The sequence below is a fragment of the Sporichthyaceae bacterium genome, assembly GCA_036269075.1.
GTDB lineage: Bacteria > Actinomycetota > Actinomycetes > Sporichthyales > Sporichthyaceae > DASQPJ01.
Map to the genome: position 1 here is coordinate 16769 of DATASX010000056.1, position 18832 is coordinate 35600.

The 18832-nt window shown below is 70.0% G+C and carries 20 protein-coding genes and 2 tRNA genes; 12 read left to right on the top strand and 10 right to left on the bottom strand.

The annotated features are described in order from the left end of the window. Positions 1–36: 36 nt before the first annotated feature. Positions 37–1029, top strand: a complete 993-nt coding sequence (locus VHU88_10025; GenBank protein ID HEX3612012.1) for a polysaccharide deacetylase family protein — start codon at positions 37–39, stop codon at positions 1027–1029. 3 nt (positions 1030–1032) lie between these two features. On the opposite strand, the gene VHU88_10030 is transcribed toward VHU88_10025, so the two are convergent. Beyond that, complete coding sequence (locus tag VHU88_10030; protein HEX3612013.1) at positions 1033–1359, bottom strand: DUF1330 domain-containing protein; 327 nt, start codon at positions 1357–1359, stop codon at positions 1033–1035. A 24-nt stretch (positions 1360–1383) separates the two neighbouring features. Continuing rightward, positions 1384–1926, bottom strand: coding sequence for a hypothetical protein (locus VHU88_10035; protein ID HEX3612014.1), 543 nt, complete (start codon positions 1924–1926; stop codon positions 1384–1386). A 152-nt stretch (positions 1927–2078) separates the two neighbouring features. Here VHU88_10035 and VHU88_10040 point away from each other — a divergent pair, with 152 nt between their 5' ends. Beyond that, positions 2079–3266, top strand: coding sequence for an acetyl-CoA C-acyltransferase (locus VHU88_10040; protein HEX3612015.1), 1188 nt, complete (start codon positions 2079–2081; stop codon positions 3264–3266). A 66-nt stretch (positions 3267–3332) separates the two neighbouring features. Here the strand turns inward: VHU88_10040 and VHU88_10045 are convergent, their stop codons facing one another. Together VHU88_10045 and VHU88_10050 are read right to left on the bottom strand one after the other, a co-directional pair. Next, complete coding sequence (locus VHU88_10045; protein HEX3612016.1) at positions 3333–4196, bottom strand: sulfotransferase; 864 nt, start codon at positions 4194–4196, stop codon at positions 3333–3335. Positions 4197–4490: 294 nt separating this feature from the next. After that, a tRNA-Leu gene (locus VHU88_10050) sits at positions 4491–4573 on the bottom strand. 179 nt (positions 4574–4752) lie between these two features. On the opposite strand from VHU88_10050, the gene VHU88_10055 reads away from it, so the two are divergent. The 7 genes from VHU88_10055 to pknB all read left to right on the top strand — a co-directional run bounded on the left by VHU88_10055 (position 4753) and on the right by pknB (position 14028). Beyond that, a complete protein-coding gene (locus tag VHU88_10055; GenBank protein HEX3612017.1) occupies positions 4753–5616 on the top strand; it encodes a DUF3662 and FHA domain-containing protein in 864 nt (287 codons plus the stop codon). Positions 5617–5624: 8 nt separating this feature from the next. Then, positions 5625–6101, top strand: a complete 477-nt coding sequence (locus VHU88_10060) for an FHA domain-containing protein (GenBank protein HEX3612018.1) — start codon at positions 5625–5627, stop codon at positions 6099–6101. A 7-nt stretch (positions 6102–6108) separates the two neighbouring features. Continuing rightward, a complete protein-coding gene (locus VHU88_10065) occupies positions 6109–7485 on the top strand; it encodes a PP2C family serine/threonine-protein phosphatase (GenBank protein HEX3612019.1) in 1377 nt (458 codons plus the stop codon). 16 nt (positions 7486–7501) lie between these two features. Next, positions 7502–8923, top strand: coding sequence for an FtsW/RodA/SpoVE family cell cycle protein (locus VHU88_10070; protein ID HEX3612020.1), 1422 nt, complete (start codon positions 7502–7504; stop codon positions 8921–8923). Between the two features lie 133 nt (positions 8924–9056). Continuing rightward, the gene (locus VHU88_10075; GenBank protein HEX3612021.1) at positions 9057–10514 is read left to right on the top strand and encodes a penicillin-binding transpeptidase domain-containing protein; all 1458 of its coding nucleotides are present in this window, start codon (positions 9057–9059) and stop codon (positions 10512–10514) included. Next, the gene (locus VHU88_10080) at positions 10511–12214 is read left to right on the top strand and encodes a protein kinase (GenBank protein ID HEX3612022.1); all 1704 of its coding nucleotides are present in this window, start codon (positions 10511–10513) and stop codon (positions 12212–12214) included. Before VHU88_10075 ends, VHU88_10080 begins: the two co-directional genes overlap by 4 nt. Next, positions 12211–14028: a Stk1 family PASTA domain-containing Ser/Thr kinase gene (gene pknB, locus VHU88_10085; GenBank protein HEX3612023.1), complete on the top strand. Its 1818-nt coding sequence runs from the start codon at positions 12211–12213 to the stop codon at positions 14026–14028. The genes VHU88_10080 and pknB overlap by 4 nt, the downstream gene beginning before the upstream one ends. Here pknB and VHU88_10090 read toward each other — a convergent pair. From VHU88_10090 to VHU88_10105, 4 genes are all read right to left on the bottom strand, one after another. Continuing rightward, positions 14025–14654, bottom strand: coding sequence for an aminodeoxychorismate/anthranilate synthase component II (locus VHU88_10090; protein ID HEX3612024.1), 630 nt, complete (start codon positions 14652–14654; stop codon positions 14025–14027). The genes pknB and VHU88_10090 overlap by 4 nt on opposite strands. A 100-nt stretch (positions 14655–14754) precedes the next feature. Further along, positions 14755–14931 carry a hypothetical protein gene (locus VHU88_10095; GenBank protein HEX3612025.1) on the bottom strand — a complete coding sequence of 59 codons (177 nt, stop codon included), beginning with the start codon at positions 14929–14931 and terminating at the stop codon, positions 14755–14757. Between the two features lie 2 nt (positions 14932–14933). Next, on the bottom strand, positions 14934–15674 hold the full coding sequence (locus tag VHU88_10100; protein HEX3612026.1) for a class E sortase: 741 nt from the start codon (positions 15672–15674) through the stop codon (positions 14934–14936). An 85-nt stretch (positions 15675–15759) separates the two neighbouring features. Next, positions 15760–16554, bottom strand: a complete 795-nt coding sequence (locus VHU88_10105) for a DUF881 domain-containing protein (protein HEX3612027.1) — start codon at positions 16552–16554, stop codon at positions 15760–15762. 158 nt (positions 16555–16712) lie between these two features. Here VHU88_10105 and VHU88_10110 point away from each other — a divergent pair, with 158 nt between their 5' ends. Next, positions 16713–16970 (top strand): cell division protein CrgA, encoded by a 258-nt coding sequence (locus tag VHU88_10110; protein HEX3612028.1) that lies wholly within the window; start codon positions 16713–16715, stop codon positions 16968–16970. Positions 16971–17036: 66 nt separating this feature from the next. On the opposite strand, the gene VHU88_10115 is transcribed toward VHU88_10110, so the two are convergent. Together VHU88_10115 and VHU88_10120 are read right to left on the bottom strand one after the other, a co-directional pair. After that, positions 17037–17948 (bottom strand): rhomboid family intramembrane serine protease, encoded by a 912-nt coding sequence (locus VHU88_10115; GenBank protein ID HEX3612029.1) that lies wholly within the window; start codon positions 17946–17948, stop codon positions 17037–17039. Between the two features lie 11 nt (positions 17949–17959). Further along, positions 17960–18478, bottom strand: a complete 519-nt coding sequence (locus tag VHU88_10120) for a peptidylprolyl isomerase (GenBank protein ID HEX3612030.1) — start codon at positions 18476–18478, stop codon at positions 17960–17962. An 83-nt stretch (positions 18479–18561) separates the two neighbouring features. Here VHU88_10120 and VHU88_10125 point away from each other — a divergent pair, with 83 nt between their 5' ends. Together VHU88_10125 and VHU88_10130 are read left to right on the top strand one after the other, a co-directional pair. Continuing rightward, positions 18562–18705 (top strand): hypothetical protein, encoded by a 144-nt coding sequence (locus VHU88_10125; GenBank protein ID HEX3612031.1) that lies wholly within the window; start codon positions 18562–18564, stop codon positions 18703–18705. A gap of 53 nt (positions 18706–18758) precedes the next feature. Beyond that, positions 18759–18831 (top strand) — tRNA-Ala (locus tag VHU88_10130). Position 18832: the final 1 nt, after the last annotated feature.

Genomic DNA, 18832 nt, shown 5'->3' on the forward strand with positions numbered 1-18832 from the left:
TATCGTCGATTTGCGACCGACGATAGGGAGCCGAACTTGCGTGCACGCAAGCGAATCGCCACGGGCGGCGTGGTCTCCGCCGCCGTGGCCGCAGTGCTGCTCGCCGGCGCCGGAGCGGGCGCGGCCCCGTCGGGCGCCCCGCGCGCGATCGACTGTTCGGTCGCCAAGTGCGTCGCGCTGACCTTCGACGACGGTCCGGGTACGCAGATCCCGACGTTGCTGAACATGCTGAAGGCCGCGGGCGCGCACGCGACGTTCTTCGTCGTGGGCGAGATGGCGACGCAGCGGCCGGAGGCGCTGAAGCAGATCGCCGCGGCCGGCGACGAGATCGGCGACCACTCCTGGTCGCATCCGGACCTGAGGACGCTCAGTGACGACGACTTGCGCAGCCAGATCACCCGCACCGCGGACGTCGTCGAGGACGCGACCGGGATCCGCCCGGAGTTGATGCGCCCGCCCTACGGGGACCTCAACCAACACGTGCGCCAGATCCTCGCCCAGCGCGACTGGCCGATCATCCTGTGGACGGTCGATCCGGAGGACTGGAAGGACCGCAACTCCGACACGGTCTACGAGCGGGTCGTCTCCGGGACCAGGCCCGGCGCGATCGTGCTCATGCACGACATCCATCCGACCACCGTCGCCGCCGTCCCGCGGATCCTCGCCGCGCTGAAGCGCGAGGGCTACACGTTCGTGACGGTCTCGCAGCTCTACGGGCACGACCTCACGCCGGGAAAGACCTACAGCGGAAGGGTGCAGGCCGAACGCGAGCTAACACCGTCTCGCCGCGGAGATCCGACAGGCCAGCCAGAAGTTCGCCACGGCGCCACCGATGGTCAGCAGCGCCCAGCCCCAGTAGCCGGTGGCCAGCAGGAAGCCGGTCAGGGCGATCAGCCAGGCCACGACCAGCAGGCGGACGACGATCACGCTGCGCGGGTACCGGCTGCAAAGGTTGGTCACCACACTGTCGAGAGTGACCCTGCCGCGCCGGTTGAGCAAGCGAACCCGCGCGATCCGACCGACGACTGACGGCTACCGGTCCTTCAGCAGCGGGCGCAACGAGTCGATGCGGTCGAAGCTCCACCAGAGGTAGTTCAGCGTCCCGCCCTCGCGCAGCGGGTGCAGGTCGGCCAGTTCGGGGTCCGAGCGGTAGGCGTCGAGGGCCGCCAGGTCCGGCCACTCCACCAGCACGATCGCGGCCCGCGCCGGGGTGGAGCCGGAGGCGATCTCCGCCCCGCGGTACCCCAACGCGACGACCTTCCCGCCGTAGCGACCGACCGCCTCCGGGGATCGCCGCGAGTAGGCCAGGTAGTCGTCGTTGTCGGCCAGGTCGAACAGGTTGAGTGCGTAGATCGTCATGTGCCGGATTCTTGCCGAGGGCCGTCAGGGGTGGAAACGCTGCACCAGCGCGCCGGCCTGGCCGGTGCTGCTGTGCCGGATCGCGAAGATCGGCTGATGGCTGCGGGCGAACGCCGCCGGCAGGTCCCGCGCCGTCGAGGCGACCTCGGTGGGATTGTCGGTCTCGTCGATCAGCACGACCTCGGCGTCGTCGTCCACGTAGACGTGATGGACCCCGGACTGAACGATGTACTGGTAGTCGTCCGGCCCGCCGCAGTGCATCGTCGCGGGCTGATAGGTGACGTAGGTCTGCCCGGCGGACGTGCTGATCGACGACACCGAGATGTAGGTGAAGTTCGCCGCCAACGCCGCGCAGGAACTGGCGTGGTCCAGCTCGTACCGCAGCGTCTGCGTGGCGCTCGGCCGAGCCGACGCCGGGGCCGAGGCGGACGAACTCGGAGCCGCCGATGCCGTCTCCATCGGCGTGGCACTCGCCGGCGCCAAGGCCGTCGGGACGGGAGTCGCCACCGGCCCACCGTCTGCCGCGGCGCCCGACCCACAACCGGCCAGCAGAAGGACCACCGCCATCGCGCAAACCCGCATGCCCGGACCCTATTGGCCGATCGGCCGGCCGAACGGGGCCCGCGGGTCGGGACATCACTCCTACTGGCGGGTAGCCTCTACTCGTGAGTAAGTGACGGCGGCATCCAGCCGCGTTCCCGTACCTGGGGAGGAAGTCCGTGAGCTCTGAGATCTTCATCGTGTCCGGCGCCCGCACGCCGATCGGTTCGTTCGGCGGCTCGCTGTCCGGGCTGTCCCCGACCCGGCTCGGCTCGGTGGCTGCCCGCGCGGCCATCGAGCGCGCCGCCGTCGACGCGGCAGACGTCGAGCAGGCGGTCTTCGGTCAGGTCATCCCGACCGAGCCGACCGACCTCTACCTGGGTCGCACCGTCGCGGTGGCCGCCGGCCTGCCGGTCGAGGCACCGGCGCTGACCGTCAACCGGTTGTGCGGATCCGGCGTCGAGGCCGTGGTGCAGGCCGCCCGGCTGATCGCTGCCGGCGAGGTCGAGCTCAGCCTGGCCGGCGGTTCCGAGGTGCTCTCCCGCTCCCCGCACGCCCTGCCGGCCATGCGTAACGGCAGCAAGCTCGGCGATTCCGCCGTCCAGGACTGGCTGCAGGGCACGCTCGCGGACCCGTTCGGCCACGGCGCGATGGGCGCGCTGTGCGACGCCCTCGGCGACAAGTACGACATCCCGCGCGAGCGGCAGGACGAGTACGCCTACGCCAGCCAGCGCAAGGCCCTGGCCGCGATCGCGGCTGGTCACTTCGTGGAGCAGATCGCGCCGGTCGAGGTACCGGACCGCCGGGGCATCCGGGTCTTCGACGTCGACGAGTACCCGAACGCGTCGACCGATCTGGAGAAGCTGGCCAAGCTGCGCCCGGTCTTCCGCGCGAACGGTGCGGTGACCGCCGGCAACTCCTCCGGTATCAACGACGGTGCCGCTGCCGTGGTGCTCGCCTCCGGCGCCGAGGTGGCCCGTCGCGGGCTGACCCCGATGGCGCGGATCCTCTCGTGGGGCCACGCCGGTGTCGCGCCCGAACTGATGGGCATCGGCCCGGTCGACGCCGTCCCGCAGGCGCTGCGGCGAGCCGGCCTGACGTTGGGCGACATGGACATCGTCGAGTCCAACGAGGCTTTCGCCGTGCAGTCGTTGGCCGTGGCCGACCTGCTCGGCCTGGACCCTGAGCGCACCAACCCGAACGGTGGCGCCATCGCACTGGGCCACCCGCTCGGCGCCACCGGCACGATCATGATCGTCAAGGCCCTGTACGAGCTGCGTCGCACCAACAAGCGCCACGCCCTGGTGACCATGTGCATCGGCGGCGGCCAGGGCATCGCGATGGTGCTGGAGAACACCGCCGCGTAGCCCACGGACACCGGCACGCCCGGGTCGCGACCTGCGTCGCGGCCCGGGCGTTCCGCTCTCCGGTGCTCAGGTGCGCGGATGTGTGGGATAGCCCCAGGCCGTGCAGAACGGCTCGAGCTCCTTCGGGGTGAGCAGGTCCGCCGGCAACGCGCGGGGGGCCTGGACCTGCCCGGAGCGGACCTTGCTGCGCCAGTCGCCGAGCCCGCGCACCAGCCCGTCCGCGGGCAACCCGTACTCGGCAAGGCCTGGCTCCATGTCGATGTCCAGGTAATCGCAGACGCCCTTGAGCACGCCCACCGGGTCCTTCGTCAGCTCCTCGTACCGGACGGTGTGGCCGGGCAGCGTCTGCCGGGCCGCCTCGACGGCCTGCATGTAGCGCAACGTCTTGGCGACGGACCCTTCCAACGTGCGCTTCTTCGGGTCCGCGTCGTACCAGCTGTACGCGATCGCCGTCGGGTCGCGCAGCAGGAACAGGTATCTGGCGTCCGGCCAGCAGGTCGCGATCCGCTGCCACAGCAAGGCGTGGCCGGGGGTCTTCTCGACGATGAAGTCCTTGCCGCTGCGGACAAGTTCGCGGTGCAGCAGCCGGTCCCACAGCACGTGTTCGAGGTCGGCGACGTTGAGCCCGAGGATCTCCATCGAGCGGCGCGCATCCGCTGTGCGGGCGGTGACCTGCAGGTGGCGCAGGTGCAGCTCCTGCGGGGCATGCAGGCGCGAGTGCCCGTTGAGCAGCACCCGCAGCAAAGTGGAGCCCGACCGGACCGGCGCCATCAGGAAAATCGGGTCGGTGACCAACCGGTCCCCCGACTGCGGCCCCCGGATCTCCGGCGCCGGCCCGGGGGGCGTGTACCGGGTGAGTTCGTACCCGGTCACCCGCCGCAGAACGGTGTTCACGGTCTTCCGCGCGCTGACTGCCTTCCGTGCACTCACTGCGGCAGTGTCGGCCCACGACCGAGATCTCGCAAATCCGACTCGCGTCATTTGCACCCATGTGCGAACGACCACCCGCAGCGCGCAGCCGAGCAACCCCTGGGCATAGTCGAAACGGGTGGGACACCCTGCGCCCGATTTGTCGCCTCAGCTCTTTCAACCTTGCCCGGGGGTTGCGTCAGGCGGCTCACAAGAGCCGCCCCAACGGTTGGAAGGCGACGCCGTCGCGGCGCCGATGATCTTGCACGAAGAAGCCCCTGACCGCGTATGCAGATCAGGGGCCGTTTTTTCTCGTGCGCGAGGGGGGAGTTGAACCCCCACGCCCTTGCGGGCACTGGAACCTGAATCCAGCGCGTCTGCCATTCCGCCACTCGCGCGAGCGGTGGACAGGCTAGCACCGGCGTGGTGGGGCTGTTGCCACAAGCACTACGAATGCATCGCCGAGGTCCACGGTCCCCTCAGGTGGCATGGATAGCATCGGTTCCACGCCCAGGTGAGTGCCCGCCACCCGGGTGCCGCCCGCCCGAGCAGGCTCGGAGCTCGCCAGGAGGTCGAAGTGGGAGTTCTCCAGCGCTTCGAGCGACGGCTCGAGGGCATGGTGAGCGGCGCCTTCGCCAAGGCTTTCCGGGCCGACGTGCAACCCGTCGAGATCGCCAGCGCCTTGCAGCGGGAGCTGGACGACCGGGCCGCGATCGTCGGCAAGGGCACGACGATGGTCCCGAACTCCTTCGTGGTCGAACTTTCCCCGCACGACTACGACCGCTTGGAGATGTACGCGCAGAGCCTGGGCGAGGAGCTGACCGAGGTGGTGCGCGACCACGCCAAGGAGCAGAACTACCAACTGCGCGGCGAGGTCTCGGTGACTTTCGCTCGCGCCGAGGACCTCGACATCGGCGTGCATCGCCTGCGCAGCACCGTGGTCTCCAGCGTGCGTGCAGTCGTGACTTCGCAACCGCAACCGCAACCGCAACCGCAGCCACCGGCCGCCGCTCCCGCACCGGTCCTGACGCCGACCCCGGCACCGATACCCGCGCCCACACCCGCGCTGGTGCTGAATCCGGCTCCGGTGCCGGTGCCGCGAGTGGTCGACCCGGGCGCGGCGGCTCACGCCGAGACCACTGTGATCAAGGACCGCCCGGCCCCGGCCCCGTACCTGGAGGTCCACGGCGACCGGCACCCGCTGAGCCGTCCGGTCACGGTTCTGGGCCGCGGTACTCAGGTCGATCTGCGCATCGACGACGCGGGCGTCTCGCGCCGCCACGCCGAGATCCGACTCGGTCCGCCGGCGGTGCTGGTGGACCTCAACTCGACCAACGGCACGACCGTCGACGGCCTGCCGGTCGGTGAGATCGAACTGGAGGACGGGGCGTCGATCGGAATCGGCGAGACCAAACTCGTGTTCCGGCGACCGGCGGAGTAACCCCGACCGTGTCCGAACTGACGATCACCGTCATCCGGCTCGGCTTCCTTGCCGTGCTCTGGTTGTTCGTGCTCACCACGATCTCGGTGATGCGCTCCGACATGGGCGGCCCCCGGACCTCGACGACGCGACCGACGATCGCCCCGGCCGCGCGGCAGACCAAGCCGCCGAAGCAGCCGCGTGGGCGGCGGACCACACCGACCAAGCTGGTCGTCACAGCGGGCGCGCTGACCGGCACCTCGGTGACGCTGTCCGACGTGGCGATCACGCTCGGTCGCGCGCCGGACTCCACCGTCGTGCTCGACGACGACTACGCCTCCAACCGCCACGCCCGGGTGTTCCCGAGCAACGGCGAGTGGCTGGTGGAGGACCTCGGCTCGACCAACGGCACCTACCTGGACCGGCAGAAGCTCCAGGGTCCGACCCCTGTCCCGATCGGCACGCCGATCCGGATCGGGAAGACCGCGTTCGAGCTGCGGAAGTAGCCGGCGGATGACGCTGGCCCTGCGCTTCGTGGCGCGATCGGACGTCGGTCTGATCCGGGAGGGGAACGAGGACTCGGGATACGCCGGTCCCTCGTTGCTGATGGTCGCCGACGGCATGGGCGGCCACGCGGCCGGTGAGGTCGCCAGCACGGTAGCGGTGTCCACGCTGGCCGGTCTCGACGACGACGTGCCCAGCACCGAACTGCTCGACACGCTTGCCGCCGCGGTGAACGCCGCGAACGAGGCGATCAGCGACATGGTCGAGAAGCACCCGCACCTCGACGGGATGGGCACCACGCTCACCGCGCTGCTCTGGTCCGGCCGCCGGGTCGGGATCGTGCACGTCGGCGACTCGCGGGCTTATCTGCTGCGCGACGGCCGACTGCAGCAGATCACCCACGACCACACTTTCGTGCAGCAGTTGCAGGACGAGGGTCGGATCACCGCCGAGGAGGCGGCCGTCCACCCGCAGCGGTCGCTGCTGCTGCGCGCGCTGGACGGCCGGTCGAATCCGGAACCGGATCTGTCGGTGCGCGAGGTGCACCCCGGCGACCGCTACCTGGTCTGCAGCGACGGGCTTTCCGGGGTGGTGTCCGACGATGCCATGGCGGCGGCCTTGACCGGCACCGACCTGGACACGGCGGCCGACACGTTGATCACGGCGGCGTTGCGCAACGGCGGGCCGGACAACATCACCTGCATCGTCGCCGACCTCGTGGAGGCCGGGGAGCCGGCCACCGGGCACGCCGTCGTGGTCGGGGCCGCGGCGGGCAAGCATCAGCCCGCCTCGACGAGTTCGACGTCCGAGATCGACCTGACCGGGTTGGCCAACGCGCAGGCCAACCTGATCGCGGAGAGCCGCGGCAGCCGGTTGACCGGCTGGTGGCTGCGCGCGTTGATCGCCGGGGTGGCCCTGGCAGTGGTGATCGCCGGGTGGGTTGGGTACGCCTGGTCCCAGGGGCAGTACTACGTGGGGGCTTCGAACGGTCAGGTGGCGATCTTCAAGGGGCTGCACCAGCACGTGCTTGGCATGTCGTTGTCGCGCACCTACGAACGCTCCGACATCGCGCTGACCGACCTGCCCGCGTTGGACCGGGACCGGGTCCGCGACACGATCTACGCCGACGATCTGACCGCCGCGCGGGGCGTGGTCTCACATCTGCAGCAAGCAATCACCGATTGCCGGATGGAACGTGCCGAGGCCTCCGCGGCGCCGACAGCGGAACCGACGGCCACCGCGAAACCGGAGCGCACCGAGCGCCCGGAGCACGGCGAGGCCCCCACGTCGCGACCCACCGCCACCCCGACCCCGGACGAGACCACCACCCCGGGCCTGGCGCCGACGACCGCACCCACCCCGCTGCCGGGGGGCTGCGCACCGTGAGCGGGATTTCCCACAGATGAGCGCTGCCGCGACGGCGTCCGCCTTGGCGCTGGTACCCGCACCCGGCCTGCCGGCCCGCCGGGGGGCCGAGTTGTCGATGCTGCTGTTCGCCTGGGGCATCGCGGTCGCGGCGTACGCCGACGCCGGCTACGGGGCCGCCGGGCGCTGGCCCGACGGGTTGGCCGGCTACGGCCTGTTCCTTGCGGTGCTGGTCGCGGCCGCGCACGTCGCGGTGCGGCGCTTCGCCCGCTACGCCGACCCGGTACTACTGCCCTGCGCGGTGACCCTCAACGGGCTCGGGCTCGCGCTGATCTACCGGCTGGACTTCGACAACAAGAACGCCGCGCGCACCATCGGCGACTGGACCCCGCGCGGCGACGCCGGCGTCCAACTGATCTGGACCGCGATCGGGATCGCCCTGTTCGTCGCGGTGCTCGGCGTGCTGCGCGACCACCGCACGCTGCAGCGCTACACCTACACCGCCGGCGCCGTCGGCCTGGTGCTGCTCGCGCTGCCCGCGGTGCTGCCGGCCCGGTACTCGCAGGTGAACGGGGCGCAGATCTGGGTGCGGATGTCCGGCTTCTCGATCCAGCCCGGTGAGTTCGCCAAGCTGCTGCTGATCGTGTTCTGGGCCGGGTACCTGGTCGTCAAGCGCGACGTGCTGGCGCTGGCCAGCCGCCGCGTGCTGGGGATCGACCTGCCCCGGGGCCGCGACCTCGGCCCGATCATCACCGCCTGGCTGGCCAGCGTCGCGATCCTGATGGCCGAGCGCGACGTCGGGATGTCGTTCCTGTTCTTCGGCGTCTTCGTGCTGCTGCTCTACGTCGCGACCGAGCGGACGTCGTGGCTGTTGTTCGGCGTCGCGATGTTCGCCGCCGGCGGGTACTTGGCCTACAGCACGATCGCCCACGTCCACAGCCGGGTCGACATCTGGCTGCACGCCTTCGCCGGCCAGAACCCGTCGAACAAGTCCTACCAACTGGTCCAGTCGCTGTTCGGGTTCGCGACCGGCGGCGTGCTCGGCACCGGCCTGGGCCACGGTCGGCCGAGCATCGTGCCCTACGCCAAGACCGACTTCATCATGGCCACCGCGGGCGAGGAGCTCGGTCTGACCGGCGTCATGGCGATCCTGCTGATCTACGCGATCATGGTGCAGCGCGGCCTGCGCACGGCCCTGGCCGCCCGCGACTCGTTCGGCAAGCTGCTGACCGCCGGGCTGGCCACGATCCTGGCGCTGCAAGTCTTCGTGATCGTCGGCGGCGTGACCCGCCTGATCCCGCTGACCGGCCTGACCACCCCGTTCCTGTCCTACGGCGGATCGTCGCTGGTCGCCAACTGGGCGTTACTCGCGTTGCTCTTACGGGTCAGCGACACCGCACGCCGCCCGGCGCCGATCCTCACCGCCACCACGGAGGCAGAAACAATGGTGCTCCGCTGATGGCCGCCTGGACTCCCTGCGGGTGCTCCTTCGTCGCGCCCTCGGTGCGTCTCGGCTGGCAGTGCCCGAACGCCTCCTCACCGCGCCTCGAGCACTCCTTCGTCGCGCCCTCGGTGCGTCTCGGGTGGCAGGGATGAATCGGCCCCTACGTCGCGTCGCCGGCGCGTGCGCGGTGCTGCTCGTGCTGCTGCTGCTGAACCTGAACTATCTGCAGGTCTACAAGGCCGACGACTACCGGACCGACCCGCGGAACATCCGGGTCCTGCTGGAGGAGTACAGCCGGCAGCGCGGGGCGATCGTCGTCGGCAACGACCCGATCGCGATCTCGAAGGCCACCAACGACAGCCTCAAGTACCTGCGGGTGTACCTGCAGCCGGAGCTGTACGCGTTCGCCACCGGCTACTACTCGCACATCTACGGGTCGTCGGACGTCGAGCGCTACGAGAACAGCATCCTGGCCGGCACCGACGACCGCCTGTTCGTCAAACGGATCGTCGAACTGCTGACGCAGAACGCGGTGGCCGGCGGCGATGTCCTGCTGACCTTGAACGCCGCCGCGCAGCAGGCCGCGTACAAGGGCCTGGCCGGGCGCAAGGGCGCAGTGGTCGCGATCGAGCCGTCCACCGGGCGGATCCTGGCGATGGTCTCCTCGCCGTCCTACGACCCGAACCTGCTCGCCGCCCACGACGGCGGCGCGGAGACCAAGGCCTGGGACAGCCTGACCAACGACCCGAGCACCCCGCTGCTGAACCGAGCGCTGAGCCAGACCTACCCGCCCGGTTCGACGTTCAAGTTGGTCACCGCCGCGGCCGCGTTGAGCTCCGGGCAGTACACGCCGACCTCGCCGGTGCCGGGTCCGGCCAAGCTGCCGCTGCCCCAGACTTCGATCAGCCTGCCCAACGACTTCAAGGGCACCTGCACCCCGGGCAGCGACCAGACCACGATCACCCAGGCACTGCAACGGTCGTGCAACACCACGTTCGGCGCGATCGGGATGAAGCTCGGCGACGCGGCGATCCGCAAGCAGGCCGACGCTTTCGGGTTCGACACCCGGCTGAACGTGCCGATGCCGGTGGCGTCCAGCGTGTTCCCGCGCGACCTGAACCAGCCTGAGACGGCGCAGTCGGCGATCGGCCAGTACAACACCCGGGCGACCCCGCTGCAGATGGCGATGATCGCCGCGGCGATCGCCAACCAGGGCACGTTGATGACTCCGTACCTGGTCGACCAACTGCGCTCGCGCGACCTCGAGGTGCTCAGCCGCACCGATCCGCAGATGCTCTCGCGCGCGATCACGCCGCAGGTCGCCGCCGAACTCACCAGCATCATGATCGGCGTCGTCGACAACGGCACCGGCACCAACGCCCAGATCTCCGGGGTCAAGGTGGCCGGGAAGACCGGCACCGCCCAGGTCGGCGGCGGGGCGAATCCGGATGCCTGGTTCGTGTCGTTCGCCCCGGCCGACAATCCGGCGGTGGCCGTCGCGGTCGTGCTGGAGAACGGCGGCAGCCCGACGCAGCAGGAGATCAGCGGCAACCTGTTGGCCGCCCCGATCGCCCGGGCCGTCATGGCGGCGGTGCTGGGGAAGTGACGGCGCCGACCGAGCAACCTCGCCCACCGGTCGATCCACGGATGCCCGTGCTCGGCGGTCGCTACCGGCTCGTCGAGCGGATCGCCCGCGGCGGCATGGGCGAAGTTTGGCGCGGGTTCGACGAGGTGCTCGGCCGGCCGGTGGCCGTCAAGGTGCTGCGGCCGGAGTACGCCGACGAGCAGGTGTTCCTGGAGCGGTTCCGCAACGAGGCCCGCAACACCGCGGCGCTGGTGCACACCGGCATCGCCGCGGTCTACGACTTCGGCCAGGCCACGATGTCGCGCACGGTCGTCCCGTTCATCGTCATGGAATTGGTGCCCGGGCAGCCACTGTCGCAAATCATCGAGCGCGACGGGGCACTGGAGCGCGACCGGTGCCTGGACCTCGTTGCCCAGGCCGCCCGGGCCCTGAACGCCGCGCACGTCACCGGCGTGGTGCACCGCGACGTGAAGCCGGCGAACCTGCTGATCACCCCGAGCTGGACGGTGAAGGTCACCGACTTCGGCATCTCCCGGGCCGGCGACACCTTGCCGCTGACCCGGACCGGCACCGTCATGGGCACGGCCCACTACCTGGCCCCGGAACTGGTCAACGGACGTGGCGTGGCGGCGCCGGCCAGCGACATCTACGCCCTCGGCGTGGTGCTCTACGAGTGCCTGGCCGGCCACCGGCCCTTCATCGGCGACAACCCACTGGCCGTGGCGATGGAACACCTGAACTCCACGATCCCGCCGATCCCCGGCCTGCACCCGGCGATCGTCGAGGTGCTCGACGCGACCCTGGCCAAGGAGCCCGAGGCCCGCCCGGCCACCGCCGAGCAACTGGCCCACCGGCTGTTGGCGCTGCGCATCGAACTGGCCGCCGGCGAGCCCACCCCGGAGGCGGTGGCCCGTTCGCTCGGCGAGCAGGCCGACACCGCGACGGTGCGCCGGGCCGCCTCCCGGTCGCGCTCCGGCGGGCACCGGCGCGCGACACCGAACGCGACGCGCACCCCGGACCCGCGCGCCGTTCCGGTCCCGACCCCGCGATCGGCGCCGAGCACCGAGGTCGCCACCGAACCGGGACTGGAGATTCCCCTGCTGAGCGAGGCGGCGCCGGCCGAACGCGCCGGCCGCCACCGCGCGCCGGTCGCGACGGGCCACGGACGGCCCCCGCGGTCCAATCGCCGCCGCACACTCGCCCTGGGCACGGCCGCCGGTGTGGTCGTGATCGGGATCGGCGCACTTTGGCTGACCGACAAGGACCCGAGCACCGCGGTGGTGCCGGCCGTCGAGGGCAGCGCCGAGCACGACGCCACCCGCGAGCTCACCGCGGTGGGCTTCACGATCAAGGTCGACCGCAAGGTCGATGAAGCCGTCCCCGCCGGTGTGGTGCTGAAGCAGACCCCGGCCGGCGGTACCCGGGCCAATTCCCATTCGGCAGTCTCGATACTCGTCTCCGCCGGCCCGCAGCGGGTCGAGGTGGCGCTGAGCTCATGGCAGGGGAAGGCCTACGCCGAGGTGGCGCATGGTTTGCAACAACTCGGCCTCCAAGTACGCCGACGGGACGTCGCGACCGGTGGGTCCCCAGGTACGGTGACCGACGTGTCGCCGCGGGGGCAGGTGCCAGTGGGCAGTCCGGTGACGGTGACCGTGGTGTCCACCAGCAGCGGGACGGCGCCGGCACTGGCGTCGGCCGCGACGGGAAGGAACGCGAGGTGACGGAGCAGGCTCGGCTCCTGGGGGAGCGCTACGAGCTGAGCGAGGTGCTGGGCCGTGGTGGCATGGCCGAGGTCCGCCTGGGCCGCGACGTGCGCCTGGGCCGGACGGTCGCGGTGAAGACACTGCGATCCGACCTCGCGTTGGACTCCAACTTCCAGGCGCGCTTCCGGCGCGAGGCCCAGTCCGCGGCCTCGTTGAGCCATCCGGCGATCGTCTCGGTCTACGACACCGGCGAGGACTACGCCGACGGTGTCCCGGTGCCGTACATAGTCATGGAGTACGTCGACGGGCAGACACTGCGCGAGCTGCTGAACTCCGGCCGCAAGCTGCTGCCGGAACGGGCGATGGAGATCGCCGCCGGCACCCTGTCCGCGCTGGAGTACAGCCACCAGAACGGCATCGTGCACCGCGACATCAAGCCCGGGAACGTGATGCTGACCCGGGCCGGCACGGTCAAGGTGATGGACTTCGGCATCGCCCGCGCCGTGTCCGACACCAGCTCGACGATGACCTCCACCGCCGCGGTGATCGGCACCGCCCAGTACCTGTCGCCGGAGCAGGCCAAGGGTGAGAAGACCGACGCCCGCTCAGACCTCTACTCGACCGGCTGCCTGCTCTACGAGCTGCTGACCGGTGTCCCGCCGTTCGTCGGCGACTCCCCCGTGGCCGTGGCCTACCAGCACGTCCGGGAGAGCCCGAAGCCGCCGTCGCAGGTGGACGCCGCCGTCACCCCGGCGATGGACGCGATCGTGCTCAAGGCGCTGGCGAAGAACGCGGACAACCGCTACCAGTCCGCCGCCGAGATGCGCGACGACGTCGAGCGGGCCCTGGACGGCAAGCCGGTGCTCGCGCCGACGGTGATGTTCGAGGCGCCGACCGAGATCCGCGGCGGCGGCGGTTCGCCGACCGCGCGGATGCCCGTGGCGGACGGCGCGGACGAGTCGCGCCGCAAGTGGGTGGGCCGCGCCGCGCTGCTGATCGGTGTGATCGCCGTGGTGCTGCTGGGGGTGTTCGTCTCCAAGGCCGTTTTCGGCGGCTCGAGCGTGAATCGCGTCGAGGTGCCCGCCGTGGCCGGGCTGAAGGAGACCGACGCGGAGAACGCGCTGAAGGCGGCCAACCTAGATCCGGTGGTCAGCTACCAGAACTCGTTGGACGTCACCTCCGGGCTGGTGATCTCCCAGGACCCGGCGGCGCGGGCGAGCGTCGGCAAGGGCACCAAGATCAACCTGGTGATTTCGCAGGGCGAGGCGAAGTCCGTCGTTCCGGAAGTGGTGGGCCTGCCGATCGATCAGGCCAAAACCGCGGTCACGAACGCTCGGCTGGTGGTCGGCAAGATCACGAACATGGCCTCCGACCGCCCCAAGGGCGAGGTGTTGTCCAGCGACCCGGCCTACAACAAGCAGGTCAAGCCGGGCACGACGGTGAACCTGACGGTGTCCACCGGCGTCGCACTGGTCGAGGTACCGAACGTGGTCGGCCAGCCCTACGCGCAGGCGTACGCGATCCTCACCCAGGCCGGGTTCAACGTGCCGCAGCCAAGCCAGGAGATCTCGGACAAGGTCCCGCCCGGCAACGTGCTGCGACAGGTCCCGGCCGCCGGGGAGAAGCTGCCGGCCGGTTCGAATGTGTCGATCATCGTCGCCGCCGCGCAGCCCAGTCAGGCGCCCGGGCCGCCTGCGACAAACCCGACCCCGCCTGCGACGACGCCGACGGCCCCGGCGTGCAATGGCTTGGTGTGTCCGGGGCAGGCCCAGCAACCGCAGACGGCGCCGAAGCCGGTGGCGACCCCACCCACCCAGCCTCGGCTCCCCTAGCCGGCCACCCCGACGACGGGCGCGAGCCCGGCCGAGCGTTCGACCGCGTCGGCGTGGCCGCAGCGCAGCAGCCAGTTGGCGAGCATCCGGTGCCCGCCCTCGGTGAGCACGGACTCCGGGTGGAACTGCACGCCCTCGACGTCGAACTCGCGGTGGCGCAGCGCCATGATCACGCCCGACTCGGTGCGCGCGGTCACCTCGAGCTGCGCCGGCACGGTGGCCGGGTCGACGGCCAGCGAGTGGTAGCGGGTCGCGGTGAACGGCTGCGGCAGACCGGCCAGCACCCCGACCCCGGCGTGCTGCACCAGGCTGGTCTTGCCGTGCAGCAACTCCGGGGCGCGGCCGACGGTTGCGCCGTATGCCACGGCGATCGACTGCAGGCCCAGGCAGACGCCGAACAGCGGTACCGCGCTCGCGGCGGCGGCGCCGACCATCTCGACGCAGACACCGGCAGACTCCGGGGTGCCCGGGCCGGGCGAGAGCAGCACGCCGTCGTAGTCGGCGGCCGCCGCGGCGGGCACGGTGTCGTTGCGGTGGACGTCGCAGTCGGCGCCGAGCTGCTGGAGGTACTGCACCAGGTTGAACACGAAGCTGTCGTAGTTGTCCACGACGAGGATGCGGGTCACCGTGACAGCCTAAGACGCAACATGTGCTGCCTGTCCCACTTATCCGGGTCTCCGGAAGGGTGGGACAGGCAGCAGAAGTGGAGCGGGGTGGACGCCGCCGCTACGGGCCGACGTTGGCGGTGCCCGAGGGCGCGACCTGGTTGAACGGCAGGCGCGGGTCGATCCACGGGAACACGTGCTGGAACAGCAGCCACAGCACGAGCAGCATCAGCAGTGCGGACAGCAGCAGCTTCGCCGGGAAGTTGCCCGGCAGGTGCCGCCAGAGAAATGCGTACACGGTCAGCTCCCCTGGAAGTACGACATGCCGGCGGGCATCGGCGCACCTGGCGAGTTCGGGTCGGTCTCCGTCAGCTGCCCGTAGACGATCAACCGGGTGCTGGAGCCCCAGCGCGGGTTGCAGGTGACCAAGGTGAGCTCCTTCTTGGTCAGCTTGTAGCCGTTCTGCGTCGACGCGGCGTTCTCCGGAACCGGATCCAGCACCGCCCCGTCGTTCGGGCTGACGAGCTTGTACGCCTTGCCGGCGGTGCCCGGCATCGCATCGATCGTGTACTGGTACCACGCGGTCTTGGTCTCCACCCAGACCTTGTCGCCCGGCTGCATCTCGTTCAGGTACGCGAACGGCTGGCCGTGCGTGGCGCGGTGGCCGGCGACGGCGAAGTTGCCCAGCCCGCCCGGGTCGGCCGTGTTGGTGAAGTGGCCGACGCCCTCGGCGAGGTCGTCCAAGGTCACTCCTTGGACGATCGGCTTCTCGAAGGACTTGCCGAGGCGCTCGATGTACATGATGCCGATCGCGCCGTTGGGAATGGCCGCGCCGGAGGACCAGGCCTGCTTCAAGGCGTTGTCGATCTGGTTGGCCTTGCGGTCGGCCTGGATGTTGGTCCACCAGAGTTGGTAGACCACCAGCAGCATCATGATCAGGCCGAACGTGATCATCAACTCGCCGACGTACCCGGCCAGGCGTCGTCCCCACGACTCAGGTGCCGGGCGCATGGGCGCCGCAGGAGTGATTGTGGACGTCATGCAGCACCGAGCCGTCTGAAATCAGTAGCCGACATCTCGGTTACCCCCAGGTTCTGCGTATCCCCTGTATTACTGAAGAGCTGTATTACTGAGGAGCTGTGGCGCTCGGCGTAGGTCCCGGACCAGCGGCAGCGAACCGCAGGTCGAGCGATCCGGAATACGCCGGAACGGTGACTCGGGCATGCGGAGTCAACCGATACCCAAGACCATAAGCTGCCACGTACTCCAGGTAGTTGGAAATCGCCGGAGACGCTTTGAGCGCCGCAGACATTCTCGACATGTCGCCGACGGCGGTGACCGAGTATGGCGGGGAATACACCCGGTCCTGCAGGATCAGCACGTTTCCCACGCATCGCACCGCGCTGGTCGAGATGATCCGTTGGTCCATCAGTTGCATCGCCGCCGCCCCGCCGGCCCACAACGCGTTGACCACCGCCTGCAGGTCCTGCTGGTGCACGACCAGGTCGTCGGGGCCGGGCTGGGGCAGTCCGGGATAGCTGCGGTCGAGGGCACCGGGCGGAGCGTCGTCCAGCGCGATCGTCAGGCCCACGCCGGTCACCGGGGTCAGCCCGGCCGCAGGCGCCAGGGCGTCGGCGGCGCCGACGACCTGCTGGGTCTCGGGGTCCGAGGCCGACGCGGACAGGCGGTCGACCTCGGTGCGCAACCGGGCCCCGGTGGTCCCGGCCCGCTCGGCGCGCTGCTGGGCCTGATGGATCAGGTCGACCAGGCGGGTGTTCTCGGCCGAGCGCAGGTCGGTGCCGCGGGCGGTGGTGGCGGTGATGGCGAACAGCAGGCCGGCCATGGCCAGCACCGGCGGGACGCCGAACCGCCAGACCGACCGGCGCCTCCCGGCGCCCGACGATCCCGCTGTCCCGCTCACCCCGACGCCTCCCGCCCGACGCACCGATGACCCGGACCCAACGGTTCGCGAAGGTCCGCCCGATACGCTAACGGACGCGGCGGCAACTGGATTCGGATCGCGTGTCCGGTTCGTCCGGGTGGTCGCCGGGGACTTGATGAAGCGCTGCAGGAGAGGCCATGCCGAAGTCGCGGATCCGCAAGAAGGACGACAACAAGCCCGCGGTGCAGTTGACCCCGAAGTCGGTCTCGCTCGGACCGAGCGACGCGTGGGTGGCCCCGACGATGGTGGGCCTCTTCCTGGCGGGCCTCGTCTGGATCGTCGTCTACTACCTGTCCAGCGGCAGCTACCCGATCCCGGCGATCAGCAACTGGAACCTGCTGGTCGGCTTCACGTTCATCACTGCCGGCTTCATCACCGCTACCCGGTGGCGTTGATCCCCGGCTGGTAGTTACACGCCTGTAGTTCTCCACATGGGTTGTCCCCAGTGTGGAAAACCTCGGCTACTCGCAGAGCCCGTTGCTCAGCTGCGCGGCGAAGCCGTCCGGGAGCCCGCTGCACGCCTGGTGGAGCATGTTGTTCAGGTGGTGCGTCCGGACCCCGACCAGGACGCACAGCACCACGATCACCGTCACCGAGCCGGCCACGTGCCAGATCATCCGCTGGGCCCGCGGGGCGTAGGCCCACAGCACCCCCAGCACAAAGCCGGTGACCAGCCCGCCGATGTGGCCGTGCCAGTCGATGTTCGAGATCAACATCCCGGGGACCAACAGGATCGCCAGGTAGATCAGCACCGTCCCGGTGTTCGAACCGAACCGGCGCTCGACCACCAACAGCGTCCCGATCAGGCCGAACACCGCGCCGGAGGCACCGAGCGACGCCCCCGCCGGTTCGTTGAACATGTACGACGCGGTCGAGCCGCCCAGTGCACAGATCAGGTACGTGGTCAGGTAGCGGGACCGACCGAGTTGCGCCTCCAACGGGCGGCCGAACATCCACAGCACGAACATGTTCATCGCGATGTGGAAGGTCTCCTGGTGCAGGAACGCCCCCGTGAACAGCCGGTACCAGCCGCCCTGCGCGACGCCGTGCCCGTCGGCGGCGAACGCGGACAGCCACAGGTGCGCCAGCAGGCTCGGCCGGACCTGCACGGCGAAGAACACCGCGACGTTGATCGCGACCAGCGCGGTGGTGACGAACCCGGTATGCAGCCGGACCGCACCACCGGCCAGGGTCCGCGGGGTCCGGACGCCCTTGTTGCCGGCCCGGACGCACTCATGGCACTGGAAACCGACCGAGGCCGACACCATGTCGTCCGGGCAGATGTACCGGCCGCAGCGCCCGCACCGGACGTAGGACTCCCGGTCCGGGTGGCGGTAGCAAGTGGGCGGCGGGCCGCCCGCAGGATGGGACATCCCCTACCGAACTAGAACTGACGGGTCTCGATGTCGATGCTCTTGATCACGATGTCCTGCACCGGACGGTCGCGCGGACCGGTGCGGACGTTCGCGATCGCCTCGACGACATCCTGACTGTCGGCATCGGCAACCTCGCCGAAGATCGTGTGCTTCATCGTCAGCCACGGCGTCGGGACGACGGTGATGAAGAACTGCGAGCCGTTCGTGCCCGGACCGGCGTTGGCCATCGCGAGCAGGTACTTCCGGTCGAAGATCAGCTCGGAGTGGAACTCGTCCTTGAACTTGTAGCCCGGGCCGCCGGTGCCGGTGCCCAGCGGGTCGCCGCCCTGGATCATGAAGCCCGCGATCACGCGGTGGAAGATCGTCCCGGAGAACAGCGGCTCGTTCGAGGGAAGCCGGGTACGCGGGTCGGTCCACTCCTTCTCACCGGTCGCGAGGGCGATGAAGTTCTTGACCGTCGCGGGGGCGTGATCGGCAAAGAGCTGCACCGTGATGTCGCCCATGTTCGTGTGAATGACGGCGAACAGCTTCTCGGCCACGAGCACCTCTCGGTCTGCACACTCCTTGCTCGTGGCATCCTGTCATAGAGATCAGAGAGGGGTCGCAGCTCGTGAGTGGGTCGTCAAAACGGTGTCTCGTCCGCTCCGCGATCGGCATCCTCGCGCTCGCCGGCGCGGCCGGCGCGGCCTGGAAGGCGCTGCGTCTGCCGCACGCCAGCGACGACTGGGTCCACTCGGACGGCGCGGCACGCTGAGCCTGCGAAGCCTGCTAACCTGACCAACCGCACCGCCCCACCAGGCAGTGCTCGGGGCTGTAGCGCAGTTGGTAGCGCACTTCCATGGCATGGAAGGGGTCAGGGGTTCGAATCCCCTCAGCTCCAC

Excerpts from the sequence above, each read along its gene's own strand:
- VHU88_10035 (HEX3612014.1), bottom strand. The coding sequence starts at position 1,926 with ATGGCGGTGGTCCTTCTGCTGGCCGGTTGTGGGTCGGGCGCCGCGGCA.
- VHU88_10115 (HEX3612029.1), bottom strand. The coding sequence starts at position 17,948 with ATGTCCCATCCTGCGGGCGGCCCGCCGCCCACTTGCTACCGCCACCCG.
- VHU88_10065 (HEX3612019.1), top strand. The coding sequence starts at position 6,109 with ATGACGCTGGCCCTGCGCTTCGTGGCGCGATCGGACGTCGGTCTGATC.
- VHU88_10070 (HEX3612020.1), top strand. The coding sequence starts at position 7,502 with ATGAGCGCTGCCGCGACGGCGTCCGCCTTGGCGCTGGTACCCGCACCC.
- VHU88_10110 (HEX3612028.1), top strand. The coding sequence starts at position 16,713 with ATGCCGAAGTCGCGGATCCGCAAGAAGGACGACAACAAGCCCGCGGTG.
- VHU88_10075 (HEX3612021.1), top strand. The coding sequence starts at position 9,057 with ATGAATCGGCCCCTACGTCGCGTCGCCGGCGCGTGCGCGGTGCTGCTC.
- VHU88_10030 (HEX3612013.1), bottom strand. The coding sequence starts at position 1,359 with ATGACGATCTACGCACTCAACCTGTTCGACCTGGCCGACAACGACGAC.
- VHU88_10100 (HEX3612026.1), bottom strand. The coding sequence starts at position 15,674 with ATGACGTCCACAATCACTCCTGCGGCGCCCATGCGCCCGGCACCTGAG.